Origin of the sequence: Streptosporangium jomthongense, from assembly GCF_042650425.1 — a bacterium.
In the GTDB taxonomy this organism is placed as follows: domain Bacteria; phylum Actinomycetota; class Actinomycetes; order Streptosporangiales; family Streptosporangiaceae; genus Streptosporangium.
Window position 1 is genome coordinate 1 of sequence record NZ_JBHSBC010000020.1, and the last position, 12,207, is coordinate 12,207.

Here is a 12,207-nt window from a genome sequence, read left to right on the forward strand (position 1 = left end):
GGAGGATCTCGCGGCGCAGATCGACCCCGAATTCGTCTTCGGGCCCACACGAGTGTCCCTCCAGCGCTAGCTGGAGGTCGATCGGGCCCGGCCTAGTGTCTGTAAGTTCCCTTCTGAGAGGAGAAGGCAGCATGTCGCTGACCGTTCCGAACGAGCTTCTCGACCAGGCGAAGGCAGGAGAGGTGGACGACGCGACGTTCGTCGCCTGTGTCCGTGACTCCCTGCCATATGCATGGACGCTCATCAGTGACCTGGTGGGGGAGCGTGAGCGCACCGGCGCCGAGTTCACCGACAACACCGTCCCGCCGCCGGACGAGGCCGCCCGCGGCCAGCTCCTGCGCTGCCTCGCCAGCGACTCCATGCGCGGCGCGCTTGAGCGTCACTTCGGGGTGAAACTGGCCTTCCAGAACTGCCACCGGGTCGCGGTCTTCGACCCGGCGGCCGTCAAGGCCCACGCCGAGTTCATCACCGCCAGGTCCCAGATCCTCAACCAGAGCCCCGAACTCGTCGACTGCTGACCCCTCCCGCCCTCGTCAAGCCGCACCCCGGCCTGACGAGGGCGCTTTCCCATTCCTGACGCGGGGCAGCACCTCAGCCCCCAGCCGTCTGATCGTTTCGAGGGTTCGCTCCCGTGAGCCCGCCCCCTCGACCATGAGGATCAGGTGGCCGAGCCCCGTCTTGTTGACGGTCCGTTCGATCCGCTCGACGCAGAGGTCGGCCGAGCCGACCGGGTGCGTCCGGCAGAGAAAGTCCACGTAGTCCGCGATGTCACGGCGCGGCGTGGGGCGCCCGTCAACGGGCACGTACCCCGCGAGCCCCGGCCCGAGCCAGCCCGGCATCGCCGCCCTCAACTCCGCGACGGCCTCCCGCGTCGAGTCCGCCACATGCCCGACCACCGCCGCCACATGTCCAGGGCCCTCACCGTCCCAGGCCTCACCACACCCTTGATCCCCATCGCCATGGGCCTCACCACGCCCCAGGTCCCCGCCTCCACGGACACCACGATGCCCTGGATTCCCGTCGTCACAGCCGCCACCCCGGGCGCCGCCCCCAGCGCCGTAGGCCTCGCCGTACTCCCGCAGCAGCCCGGCCTTCCCCTCGTCGTCGAGGTGCATCCCCAACAGCATCGGCAGCCCCCGCCCGGCGGCCAGTGCGACCGTCCCCGGCGAGGTGCACGCCACGACCGGCCTGAGTCTGGCGGCCGGGACCATCGGTACCTCCCGGAACCGGAAGAACTCCCCGTCCGCACGGACCGTGTCCTGCCCGAGGGCCGCGCACAGCAGGTCGAGCGACTCGGGAAACCCCCGCTCGAACCTGGGCAGCCCCGTCCCGAACACCTCAAGCTCCATCCAGGGACCGCCCCGCCCGACCCCGAGCGTGAACCGCCCGCCGGAGACCTGGTCCAGGATCGCCGCCTGTTCGGCCAGCTCAACGGGGTGCCGCGTCGACAGTACGCTCACCGCCGTCCCCACCCCGATCCGGTCCGTACGGCCGAGCGCGACCCCCGCCAAGGTCACCGCCGAGGGGCACACGCCGTACGACATGAAGTGGTGCTCGGCGATCCACGCGTCGTCGAAGCCTGCCTCCTCGGCGGCGACCACCGCCTCGACCGTGTCCCGCAACACCTGTCCCGGCTCCCTGCCGGGGAATCCGGCCGCGATGAGGAAGATCCCAACCCGCATGCTGCCCACCATGCGCCACCGCCCCCCGACAGAAAAGGGCATATCCCCCTTCCCTCCGCGTACCCGGCCCGACAAGGTCTGGGGCGACAAGGCTTACGGTTTCCGCGCGAACCGCGCCTACCTGCGCAGACGCCGGATCACCTGAGCTACTCCGGAGAGGACGGCAACCGCAAGAACCTCGGCTCCCGTGAAGGCAGGCCGCCGAAGATCGACTCATCCCCGCGCGGTGCCGGCGTTTTCCCGGCAGGCCCTGGCGCGCGACCTCCACGAAACCAGCGAGTGCCACAATGCCGCGCGACCGGTGGGAACAATGCCATTGACGGCCACTTCGCCCCCTTCATGTTGATATGAGCGAGTCGAAGGATTACGAAGTGGCCCTCTTCTGTCACATGGAACTCACCCGCCCTGGACGTGGACCGGACGACCCGCCTCAGCCGAGCAGGGCCCGATGGCGCGCCCCCGCGGAAACATCGGCGGTTCGACCCCACCAGCCGGGCGGCCCGTCAGCGTGCGGTCTTCCCGCCGCAGAACACCTCCTTGAGGAGCCTTTCCACCACCCTCGGGTACAGCGCCGCCGGATCGACCGCGGCGTCCCCGGTGGTGAGTGAGGCGGTCAGGGTCTTCCTGCCGTCAGGTGAGCTGTACATCAGCGCGCCGTAGCCCGCCGGAGGGCTGCCGTTGTGCTGGTAGACGATGCCGCCACAGCCGGGGCCCAGGTCCTGTACCCACAGTCCGAGGCCGTAGCCGAGATCGCCGTACGGCTTGCGCATCTCGGCCAGCAGCGGGGCCGGCAGGAGCTTGCCGCCCATCAGCGCGGAGATGAACGTCTGGAGATCTTGGGTGGTCGAGATGAGGGCTCCGGCGCCGGCCAGCAGGGAGGGGTTCTGGCGGGAGACGTCGACCACCTTCCACTGACCGCCTTCCTGGTAGCGGAAGTAGCCGTGGGCGTACGGTCCGGGGAGCTGTGTGCGGTCGCCCGGTATCACGGTGTTTCGCATACCGAGGGGCCTTAAGATGCGGCGCCGCATCTCCTCGGCGTAGGAGTGGCCGGTGACCTTCTCGATCAGCAGCAGGGCCAGCGTGTAGTTGGTGTTGGCATACCTTTGGTCTGTTCCCGGTTCGAATCGGGGCTTCTTGGACAGTGCCAGGCGGAGCAGTTCCTCGGGCCGGTAGCTGCGGAAGCGGTTGGCCAGCCACTCCTCGCCGTGGCCGGGGATGCCTGGCTCCCATTGCCCGTTGGCGTCGAAGTCGCCGGTGTAGTTGAACAGTCCGGTGGTGTGGCGCAGCATCATCCGTACGGTGATCCGCTGGTCGAGTCCTAGTTCGGGCAGGTGGTCGGCCACCGGATCATCGAGTTCGATCTTGCTCTCGGCCACCAGTTGCAGCACCAGGGTCGCGGTGAGGGTCTTGTTGACGCTGCCTGCCCAAAAGCGTCCGTTTGTGGGAGGTCTGGCGGTCTGGCCGAGCTTGCGTACGCCGGCGCTGTCGGCCCAATCGCCTTGTTCGTCGTGTACGCGCAGCTGTACTCCGGCCAGGCCTAGGTCGGCAAGGTCCTGGAGGGCCTTTTGCAGCCGCGGGCGGTCTTGCCCGGTGCCGGCGCCGTGTGCGGCCTGGCTGCGTGCGGCGGCTGCCGCGGGTGCGACGGTCCCGGTCAGGAGGGCGGCCGCCAGTGCTGTGGCCGTCAGTGTTGCGGCCGCCGCACGTCGGCGGATGCACGGTGTTCGGGTCGCGTTTTCGGCCGGGCGAGGGGTTTTGTTCATGACCATTCCTCAAATTCACGATAGTACGTGTTTCGTGCGGATCAAAAGCTATGTTGCATTCGAAATTCGGTCAACCTGATGCGGCGCATAATCCCAGGTAAACGGCGATAAATTGACGCAATGACACTGCACCCGAATGCAAGGGGGCGTTGCAATGAATGCCGCCGAAGGCAATACTGGCGCCATGCCAGGAGGACGATTGACCCAGCAGGACCGCGAGCGCATCGCAGCTGGCCTCGCCGACGGGCTCTCCTATGGTGAGATCGCCAGGAGGCTCAACCGGCCGACCTCGACGATCACCCGCGAGATCGGCCGCAACGGCGGCCCCGGCGGCTATCGGCCCCAGCAGGCCCACCAGGCGACGACCCGGCGGGCCCGGCGCGGCACACCGGCGCCCCCACGCCCGGCCGGATCACTGAGCGGCGCGATGGAGGACGAACTCGTCGAGCTGTCGGTCAAAACCGGACTGCCCAGGACGAGCGCCCGCGTACACATCGACCTTCTGCTGTCCCAGGACGGCAGACGCACCGCGGCTGAACTGGCCAACAGGCTGAAGATCAGCCCGGCCACCGTCTCCGTCGCCGTCAATTTCCTGATCCAACTGGGATTCCTCCGGCGCGAGCGCGACCCCCGGCGACGACGCGACGTCTACGTGGTCGACGCCGACGCCTGGTACAACTCGGTCGTGACCGGTAGCCGCCAGACGCTCCAGACGGTGCGGGCCGCCAAGGTGGCGGCTCAGGCCTACGAGCTCGACAGTCCCGTGCGGGAACGACTGACCAAAGCGGCGGCGTTCCTGGAACAGGTCAGCCTCGACGTGATCGAGGCCGCCGACCGCCGGCGCGACCTTCTGACGTGACCGACCCTCGCTCGGATCACCTGATGAGCGCGCGGACCAGGTCCCGGTCGTCAGGGCACGGAGACGGAGATGGGCACGGCCTATCCGAAAAGCCCGAGCTGACCTTCCCCCGCCAGCGGGTTCCGGTGCCTCTTGAGGTGGCGCCAGCGAGGGAGGTCGTCCAGGTAGGACCAGGACAGGCGGTGGTGTTCGGTGGGGCCGAGGCGTTCCAGGGCCTGTTGGTGGATCGGCGAGGGGTAGCCCGCGTTGTCGGCGAAGCCGTACTCCTCGACACCGGCCAGAGAGGCCATGTAGGCGTCGCGGCGGACCTTGGCCACCACCGAGGCCGCGGCGACCGAGACGCAGGACAGGTCTCCCTTGATCTCGCACCGGACCGGCCAGGGTGCCCCGAGATAGTCGTGTTTGCCGTCGAGGATGACCACGTCGGGCCGGACGGGCAGTTCGGCCAGGGCCCGGCCCGCCGCCCTGCGCAGTGCCTCGGTCATGCCGAGTTCGTCGATCTCGGCGTGGGTGGCCTCGCCGTAACCGACGCCGACGGCCCAGGTGACGATCTCGTCGAACATGGCGGTACGGCGGGCCGGGGTGAGCATCTTGGAGTCGGTCAGTCCGGCGGGCGGCTCGGACAGGTCGGTGACCACCGCGCAGACCGCGACGGGTCCGGCCCAGGCGCCCCGGCCGACCTCGTCGATCCCGGCGACGGTCTTCGACCCGTTGCCGGACAGCAGCCGTTCGAGCGCGTATGTGGGAGGCATGGCTGAAGACGTTACCGTTCGGCCAGCCGGACGGCGGCCAGGTCGTCGACCAGCATCCGGGCGGCCACGTGTACGGCCCGCAGGGTGACGGAGACGGCGGGCCGGTTGACGCTCGACGCGCGGGCGACGGCATGGACGACGCGGCTGACCGGATCGCCGGGGAACTCCCGCACGACGATCCCCCTGACCCCGGCGGCCAGGGCCAGGGCCGGGACGGCCGCGATGCCGATGCCCTTGGCGACCAGGCCGAGGATCGTCCCCAGCCCCTCGAACTCCCACGGCACCGGCTGGGCCCCGCCGAAGTCGGCCAGCATGCGGTCGACGGCCAGCCGGGAGGGTTCGCCGTCCGGGGTGGCCATCCACGGCTCGTCACGTAGTTCGCGCAGGTCGACGGGCTCGTCGAGGGAGGCGAGCCGGTGCCTGCGCGGCACCACGAGCACCAGTGGGTCGTGCAGCAGCGGGAAGACCCGCAGCGTGTCCGTCTCGCGCACCCTGCCGTACCAGTCGTCGACCAGCGCGATGTCCACCTCGCCCGACCTGACCTCGCGCATCCCCCGTCCTGAGCGTCCCTGACCCATCCGCAGGGTCAGCGCGGTGTGCCTGCGCAGCGTCCTGGCGAGGGCGGGCGCGAAGGCGACGGCGGCGGTGGGGAAGGCGGTCACGGTGACGCGCCCCGACGGGGTTCCCTGGTGGGCGGACAGGTCCGACTCCGCGTTCTCGACCATCGCCAGGATGCGCTGGGCGTGCTCGACCAGGCGGCGTCCGGCGTCGGTGAGCTCGGCGCTGCGCGCGGAACGGTCGAGCAGCACGGCTCCGGCCTCCCGTTCGAGGGTCGCGAGCTGCTGGGAGACCGCGGACGGGCTGTAGCCGAGGGAGGCCGCCGTCGCGGCGATGCTCCCTCTCCTGGCGAACTCACAGATCACCACAAGCCGACGAAAATCAAGCATCGGACTTCCTTACGCCCACCCACACCAACCAGTGCTTGTTCCGATGCCTGCATCCCATCACGCTTGGGAACGTTCCGCATTGATCGGAAAGGGACACTGATGAACGTGACGCTTTCCGCCACGCTGGCGGCGAACGAGGACATCGAACGAAGACGGCGCGCCGGTGAGCGGGTGCTCCACCTGGCCTTCGGTGAGGCGGGTCTGCCCGTTCATCCGGCGCTACGCGAACGGCTGGCCGCCGCCTCCGAGCACAACGGGTACGGCCCGGTCGCGGGGATCACGCCGCTGCGCGAGGCAGCGGCGGGCTACTGGGACAGGCGTGGCCTGCCGACGGACCCCGACCTGGTGGTCTGCGGCCCCGGGAGCAAGCCCCTGCTGTACGGCCTGCTGCTGGCGATCGGCGGTGACGTCGTGCTGCCGATGCCGAGCTGGGTGAGCTACGCCGCCCAGGCCGACCTGGTCGGGGCCCGTCCACTGCCGGTTCCCGCCCCTCCTGGCGAGGGCGGGGTGCCCGATCCCGACCGGGTCGCCTCCGCCGTACTGCACGCGCGGGCGCGGGGGCGTGACGTCCGTTCCATCCTGCTCACGCTGCCGGACAACCCGACCGGCACGCTGGCCTCCCCGGCCACGGTCACCCGGCTGGCGAGGATCGCCCGTGATCTCGGTCTGATCGTCATCTCCGACGAGATCTACCGCGATCTCCTGCACGATCCGGCGACCGGCTTCGTCAGTCCCGCCGACGTCGCCCCCGAGCGCACGGTGATCACCAGTGGGCTCAGCAAGAGCCTGGCCCTGGGCGGCTGGCGGATCGGCGTGGCCAGGCTTCCCTCCGCCGAGCTGCGTGACCGGCTGCTCGCGGTGGCCAGTGAGATCTGGTCGAGTCCGGCGGCGCCCGTCCAGCGGGCCGCGGCCTACGCCTACACCGAGCCCGCCGAGATCGTCGAGCGGATCGACCTGAGCAGGCGGCTGCACGGCACGGTCGCGCGGGCGGTGCACGACAGGCTCGTCCGGGCGGGAGTGCGGACCGAGGCGCCGCTCGGCGGTTTCTACCTCTATCCCGACTTCGCCGGACATGACTTCACAACCTCCGCCGAACTGGCCGCGGCGCTGCTCGACCGGCACGGGGTCGGGGTGCTCGCCGGACACGTCTTCGGCGACGACGTCAGGGCCCTGCGGGTGCGGGTGGCGACGAGCCTGCTGTACGGCGAGACGACCGAGCGGCGACTGGCCGCGTTGCACGCCGCCGACCCGCTGGAACTGCCCTGGATCTCGGCCGCGCTCGACCACCTGAGCGAGGCCCTGACCGGCCTGGCGGGGGCCCGGCCGGCACCCGGTGGACGCCGTGTTTCCGGCGCCGTTCCCAGCCCCGTGACGGGCTGATCTTTCAGGAGATCACTTTAAGGAAACTTTACCCCGTGAGCAGGCACATCCGGGATAGCATCCGCATGCTCTGACCTGCGATTTCACCCCTCCGAGCAGGGGGCACCAGGGGCTTAACCAAGATGTCTTGTGTCATTTGGCACCAGGCATGCCTGTCAGCCCCCATCATGTGCTCATGCCCGCTTTTGTCACCCTGTCCGGGCGCTCCGTGCGCCTGGAACCGCTCAGCCTCGCGGTGGTCGACGACCTCGTCACCGCGGCGAGTGAGGACCGTTCTACTTACGCCTTCACTCGCGTTCCCCAAGGCCGGGAAGAGATGGTCTCCTACGTGGAGGCCGCTCTGGCTGAGCAGGCGGAGGGCCGCACGTTGCCCTTCGCCGTCCGGTGGCTACACACCGACCGCATAGTCGGTGCCACCCGCCTCATGCACCTGGAGTACTGGCAGGGCCCCATGCCCTGGCCGCCGGGTGCGCGTGGAGCGGTGGGCGAGGTCCCGTCCGTGGCGGACATCGGTTACACCTGGCTGGCCGCCTCGGCCCAGGGCACGGGTGTCAACCGGGAGAGCAAGTACCTGATGCTCTCGCTCGCCTTCGAGACCTGGCAGGTCCACCGCATCACGCTCAAAGCCGACGTACGCAACGCACGATCCCGGGCCGCCATCGAGGCCCTCGGCGCACACCTCGACGGTGTGCGGCGGGCGGAAACCCGAGGCGCCGACGACACGGTCCGAGATACCGCGTACTACTCGATCCTGAGCGGCGAGTGGCCTGCCGTACGAGAACGGCTCCACACGCGACTCGGCCTGTTCGAGGCGGCGTGACGGAGCCCCATCACTTCCGATGAACCATGGAACAAAAGGCCCGCCCGGAGTTCCGGGCGGGCCCGATGTTCGTCTTCCCGGCCTTTTCCAAGGCCGCCCCGATGACCTCATCGTCCGTCAGGCGTCACTCGTCGTCATCGGCCTCGTAGATGTAGTTCCACCGGCCGCAGGAAACGCGCTGGGCCCCGGGCCGTTCCCAGTAGCAGACCCGGACCTGGACGTTGTCGACGTCCTCCTCGGAGAAGTGGAAGGACCGGTAGCCGGACGAGACGCACTGCCTGGCCCAGTCGTAGGACTCGTCGCCGTCGGCGTTCTCGAACTTGACCTGGACGTAGCCGCACAGCCGCCACGGACTGTTCTTGTCGTAGAGGCGCCCCTGGACGTGGACCTCGGAGCCGTCGTCCCACACCTGGCCGTTGGCCTTGGCCCGGGAGCCGTTGCGGTACTTGGAGTAGTAGGAGCCCCAGAAGTCGACGTCGAGGGCACCGGCGGTCGCGGTGCCGGTCGTCGCGGCCGAGGCCGAGGAGGTCAGCGCCGGGACGCCGACCGCGAGGACGGCGGTCGCCGCGGCGACGCCGAGCAGGCTGCGGATGGTGCGGTTCATGGTTCCTCTCCCAGAGGGCCGGACTTCCCGTTCCTTGGTGGAAGTCATGACCCATTGATAGGACGAGGTCCCTGCACCGCGCTTACAGCGCCTTTATCGACGCCTGCAGACGATTGAATCAACGCCTGCAACCTGGTGAAACACCGGGCATGACCGCCCCCGTATGGGGCCATGCCCGGCATGTCACAGCATCCGGGAAGCGGTTCAACGCCCGATTGACGATGAATCAACACCAGGGTTAACGAGTGGGCGGTTTCCTGTGGTGACAGCATTGCAGGACCTATCATTTCGGTGGTAAGGCTTTTTCTTGAGGGCGGAGATCCAGGAAATGGCTGCTCACAGCAGCGAAGAGGGGTTGCGCTTCGCCTTGCTCGGCCCCGTCCAGGCCTGGCGTGACGGCGTCGAACTCGACCTCGGCACGCCGCTGCAACGCTCCATCCTGACGATGTTGCTGCTGCGTGAGGGCAGGGCGGTCACTCCCACGGAGATGATCGACGCGGTCTGGGGCGAGGACGCGCCGCCCAGGGCTCTCGGCGCGCTGCGCACCTACGTCTCGCGGCTGCGGGCCGTCCTGGAACCGGGCAGATCCCCCCGGACCCGCCCGGAGCTTCTCACCTCGGTCGGCCGTGGATACGCTCTGCGGCTGAACGACGTCACCCTCGACCTGACGCAGTTCGAGCGGGGTGTCCACGAGGCCGAGACCGCCCGCCGTACGGGAGACGGCAGGGGGGCGGCGGAGAGTCTGCGCGCCAGTCTGGAGCTGTGCACCGGGGAACCGCTGGCCGGGGCCGTCGGCCCCTACGCCGAACACCAGCGCGGCAGGCTCGTCGAACGCAGGATGAGCGTCGTGGAGACGCTCATGGACCTGGACCTTGAGCTCGGCAGGCACGCCGACGTGGTCTCCGAGCTGGTCGCGCTGACCGCCGACCACCCGCTGCGGGAACGGCTGCGCGCCCAGCTGATGCTGGCCTACTACCGGTGCGGCAGGCAGGCCGACGCCCTGGCCGTCTTCGCCGAGACCCGGACCGCGCTGATCGACGAGCTCGGCATCGAGCCGGGGCCCGAGCTGACCACCCTGCACCGGCGCATCCTCTCCGGCGACCCGGCTCTCGTGCCCGCGCGTGCCGCCGTCTCCGTGCCCGAGGAGCGTACGGCCCCGCCCGAGCCGACCGAGGTCGAGGTCCCCGAGCTGCCCCGTCCCGCGCAGCTGCCCGCGGCCGTCAGTGACTTCACCGGCCGCCGTCACGTCGTCGCCAGGCTGCGCACCCTGCTGTCGCAGGCGGGTTCCGACGGTGTGCCGGTCGCCGCCATCTCCGGCATCGGCGGCGTCGGCAAGACGGCCCTGGCGGTGCACCTGGCGCACACCATGCAGGACCTGTTCCCCGACGGTCAGCTCTACGCCGACCTGCGCGGTTACGGCGACGAGCCGGCCGCGGCCGAGTCGGTGCTCGCGGCGTTCCTGCGCGGGCTCGGCCTGCCCCCCGACGTCATTCCCGACGGTCTGGCCGAGCGGGCGGCGCTGTACCGCTCGCTGCTGGCCGAGCGGCGGATGCTCGTGCTGCTCGACAACGCCCGTGACGCCGCCCAGGTCGGTCCCCTGTTGCCCGGCACGACGGGCTGCGCGGCGATCGTGACCAGTCGCCCCAAGCTCGCCGACCTGCCCGCCGCCAGGCTGGTCGATCTGGACGTGATGGAGTCCGACGAGGCGTTGTCGCTGTTCGCCACGGTCGCGGGCGCCGACCGGGTGGCCGCGGAGCGCACGGCCGCCATGGAGGTGGTCGCCGCCTGTGGTTTCCTGCCGCTGGCCGTACGGATCGTCGCGGCGCGGCTGGCGGCCAGGCCGTCGTGGACGGTCGCCTCGCTGGTGCCCAGGCTGGCCGACGAGCGCCGCCGCCTCGACGAGTTGCGGGTGGGCAACCTCGCCGTCGAGGCGACCTTCGCCCTCGGGTACGGCCAGCTCGCCCCACCCCAGGCACGGGCCTTCCGGCTGCTGTCGTTGCCCGGCGGTCCCGACATCTCCGTCGGGGCCGCCTCCGCCGTCCTCGCGCTGAACCCGACGGAGACCGAGGACATCCTTGAGTCCCTGGTGGACGCGAGCCTGCTTGAGGCGCCCGCGCCGGGGCGTTACCGCTTCCACGACCTGCTGCGGCTCTTCGCCCGCCGTACGGCGGAGCGCGGTGCGGACGCCGAGGCGGGCGGGCCCGCGCTGCGGCGGCTGCTCGACTTCTATCTGGCGTCGGCGCAGTCGGCGCACCGGCTGGCCTACGACGGCAGCACGCTCGCCGAACAGCTCTCGGTGACCGGCCCCGGCCACACGTTCGCCTCCGCCGACGAGGCCGTGGCGTGGCTGTCGATCGAGGCGGAGTCGCTGTTCGCGGCCATCGCCCAGACGACCGCTCAGGCGGCGGCCCAGACGACGGCCCAGACGACGGCCCAGGCGTTGCTGCCGGCGGCCGACCTGCTGCTGGCCATGGAGCCGTTGCTTGAGTCCGGCAGCCACGCCCGTGAGTTCGAGCGGCGGGCCAGGGAGACCCTGGCCGCCGCCCAGCGGTTCGGCGCGCCCTCCAGCGAGCTGCGCTGCCGCTACGTGCTGGGCAGGGTGCTGTTCGGCGCGAATCGGCTGGTCGAGGCCCGCAAGGAGTTCGAGGCCTCGCTCGGCCTTGCGGTCGAGGGCGACCGCATCGTCAGCGGCGAGGTGCTCAACGCGCTGGCCGTCGTCGCGGGCCGTCAGCGCCGTCACCAGGAGGCGCTCGCCCTGTTCGACGCGGCCCGCGAGGTCTTCAGGGAGATGGGCGCGCCGGGAGGTGAGGCCCTGACGCTCAGCTACTCGGCCAGGGACCACCTCTTCCTCGGCCAGGCCGAGGAGGCGATCGCCGCCGCGGAGCAGGGGCTGACCATCTTCACCGAGATCGGCTCAAGTCCGGGCACCGCGCGGGCGCGCTACCACCTGGGGATGGTGCTGTCCCGGGTGGGACGGCTCAACGAGGCGGTGCACCACCACGCCGAGTGCCTGGCCTTCTTCCGCACCAGCGGACAGCGGGTGTGGGAGCAGCGCGTCTGCTCACGGCTCGCCGAGACGTTCATCACGGCCAACCGCTTCGGGGACGCGACCCGGCACGCGGAGCAGGCACTGGCGGTCAGCGTCGAGATCGGCCACCCGTACGGCGAGGCGCTGTCGCTGTGGGTGCTAGGCAGAGCGCTCGCGGGGCAGGGTGACATCCGGCGCAGCCGTGACTGCCTTCAGCGGGCGCACGACATCTTCGACAGGCTCGGCGCCCCCGAGGCCGCGGACATCCGCGCTCTGCTCGACCGTGACCCCGTCGGTAACTGACCACGACACGTCATACAGGTCGTACAGATCGTCGTCGAGCCGTGTCATCCAAAAGTGGTTGATCACTGGAAT

Annotated in this window: 11 protein-coding genes; 6 read left to right on the top strand and 5 right to left on the bottom strand. The window is 70.1% G+C overall.

Going from position 1 to position 12,207, the window contains the following annotated elements:
- Nucleotides 1-131 precede the first annotated feature (131 nt).
- Nucleotides 132-518: an SCO5389 family protein gene (locus ACFOYY_RS19950; protein ID WP_352013722.1), complete on the top strand. Its 387-nt coding sequence runs from the start codon at nucleotides 132-134 to the stop codon at nucleotides 516-518.
- Between the two features lie 15 nt (nucleotides 519-533).
- On the opposite strand, the gene ACFOYY_RS19955 is transcribed toward ACFOYY_RS19950, so the two are convergent.
- Nucleotides 534-1,682 (bottom strand): LLM class flavin-dependent oxidoreductase, encoded by a 1,149-nt coding sequence (locus ACFOYY_RS19955; protein ID WP_386190652.1) that lies wholly within the window; start codon nucleotides 1,680-1,682, stop codon nucleotides 534-536.
- Nucleotides 1,683-1,692: 10 nt separating this feature from the next.
- On the opposite strand from ACFOYY_RS19955, the gene ACFOYY_RS19960 reads away from it, so the two are divergent.
- Nucleotides 1,693-1,827: a hypothetical protein gene (locus tag ACFOYY_RS19960; protein ID WP_386190655.1), complete on the top strand. Its 135-nt coding sequence runs from the start codon at nucleotides 1,693-1,695 to the stop codon at nucleotides 1,825-1,827.
- Nucleotides 1,828-2,185: 358 nt separating this feature from the next.
- On the opposite strand, the gene ACFOYY_RS19965 is transcribed toward ACFOYY_RS19960, so the two are convergent.
- The gene (locus ACFOYY_RS19965; protein ID WP_386190964.1) at nucleotides 2,186-3,253 is read right to left on the bottom strand and encodes a serine hydrolase domain-containing protein; all 1,068 of its coding nucleotides are present in this window, start codon (nucleotides 3,251-3,253) and stop codon (nucleotides 2,186-2,188) included.
- Nucleotides 3,254-3,641: 388 nt separating this feature from the next.
- Between ACFOYY_RS19965 and ACFOYY_RS19970 the strand changes: the two genes are divergently transcribed.
- The gene (locus ACFOYY_RS19970; protein WP_352013720.1) at nucleotides 3,642-4,301 is read left to right on the top strand and encodes a helix-turn-helix domain-containing protein; all 660 of its coding nucleotides are present in this window, start codon (nucleotides 3,642-3,644) and stop codon (nucleotides 4,299-4,301) included.
- Nucleotides 4,302-4,381: 80 nt separating this feature from the next.
- Here the strand turns inward: ACFOYY_RS19970 and ACFOYY_RS19975 are convergent, their stop codons facing one another.
- Entirely contained in the window at nucleotides 4,382-5,053 is a 672-nt protein-coding gene (locus tag ACFOYY_RS19975) for a ribonuclease HII (RefSeq protein WP_386190658.1), read from the bottom strand.
- A gap of 11 nt (nucleotides 5,054-5,064) precedes the next feature.
- A complete protein-coding gene (locus ACFOYY_RS19980) occupies nucleotides 5,065-6,000 on the bottom strand; it encodes a LysR family transcriptional regulator (RefSeq protein WP_386190661.1) in 936 nt (311 codons plus the stop codon).
- A gap of 99 nt (nucleotides 6,001-6,099) precedes the next feature.
- Between ACFOYY_RS19980 and ACFOYY_RS19985 the strand changes: the two genes are divergently transcribed.
- Nucleotides 6,100-7,380: a pyridoxal phosphate-dependent aminotransferase gene (locus ACFOYY_RS19985; protein ID WP_386190664.1), complete on the top strand. Its 1,281-nt coding sequence runs from the start codon at nucleotides 6,100-6,102 to the stop codon at nucleotides 7,378-7,380.
- Nucleotides 7,381-7,555: 175 nt separating this feature from the next.
- Nucleotides 7,556-8,200, top strand: coding sequence for a GNAT family N-acetyltransferase (locus ACFOYY_RS19990; protein ID WP_362782096.1), 645 nt, complete (start codon nucleotides 7,556-7,558; stop codon nucleotides 8,198-8,200).
- Nucleotides 8,201-8,324: 124 nt separating this feature from the next.
- Here ACFOYY_RS19990 and ACFOYY_RS19995 read toward each other — a convergent pair whose 3' ends face one another.
- The gene (locus tag ACFOYY_RS19995; protein ID WP_352013715.1) at nucleotides 8,325-8,804 is read right to left on the bottom strand and encodes a hypothetical protein; all 480 of its coding nucleotides are present in this window, start codon (nucleotides 8,802-8,804) and stop codon (nucleotides 8,325-8,327) included.
- 328 nt (nucleotides 8,805-9,132) lie between these two features.
- Between ACFOYY_RS19995 and ACFOYY_RS20000 the strand changes: the two genes are divergently transcribed.
- Entirely contained in the window at nucleotides 9,133-12,135 is a 3,003-nt protein-coding gene (locus ACFOYY_RS20000) for an AfsR/SARP family transcriptional regulator (protein WP_386190669.1), read from the top strand.
- Nucleotides 12,136-12,207 lie beyond the last annotated feature (72 nt).

Excerpts from the sequence above, each read along its gene's own strand:
- ACFOYY_RS19985 (WP_386190664.1), top strand. The coding sequence starts at position 6,100 with ATGAACGTGACGCTTTCCGCCACGCTGGCGGCGAACGAGGACATCGAA.
- ACFOYY_RS19955 (WP_386190652.1), bottom strand. The coding sequence starts at position 1,682 with ATGCGGGTTGGGATCTTCCTCATCGCGGCCGGATTCCCCGGCAGGGAG.
- ACFOYY_RS19980 (WP_386190661.1), bottom strand. The coding sequence starts at position 6,000 with ATGCTTGATTTTCGTCGGCTTGTGGTGATCTGTGAGTTCGCCAGGAGA.
- ACFOYY_RS19990 (WP_362782096.1), top strand. The coding sequence starts at position 7,556 with ATGCCCGCTTTTGTCACCCTGTCCGGGCGCTCCGTGCGCCTGGAACCG.
- ACFOYY_RS20000 (WP_386190669.1), top strand. The coding sequence starts at position 9,133 with ATGGCTGCTCACAGCAGCGAAGAGGGGTTGCGCTTCGCCTTGCTCGGC.
- ACFOYY_RS19960 (WP_386190655.1), top strand. The coding sequence starts at position 1,693 with ATGCGCCACCGCCCCCCGACAGAAAAGGGCATATCCCCCTTCCCTCCG.
- ACFOYY_RS19975 (WP_386190658.1), bottom strand. The coding sequence starts at position 5,053 with ATGCCTCCCACATACGCGCTCGAACGGCTGCTGTCCGGCAACGGGTCG.
- ACFOYY_RS19995 (WP_352013715.1), bottom strand. The coding sequence starts at position 8,804 with ATGAACCGCACCATCCGCAGCCTGCTCGGCGTCGCCGCGGCGACCGCC.
- ACFOYY_RS19950 (WP_352013722.1), top strand. The coding sequence starts at position 132 with ATGTCGCTGACCGTTCCGAACGAGCTTCTCGACCAGGCGAAGGCAGGA.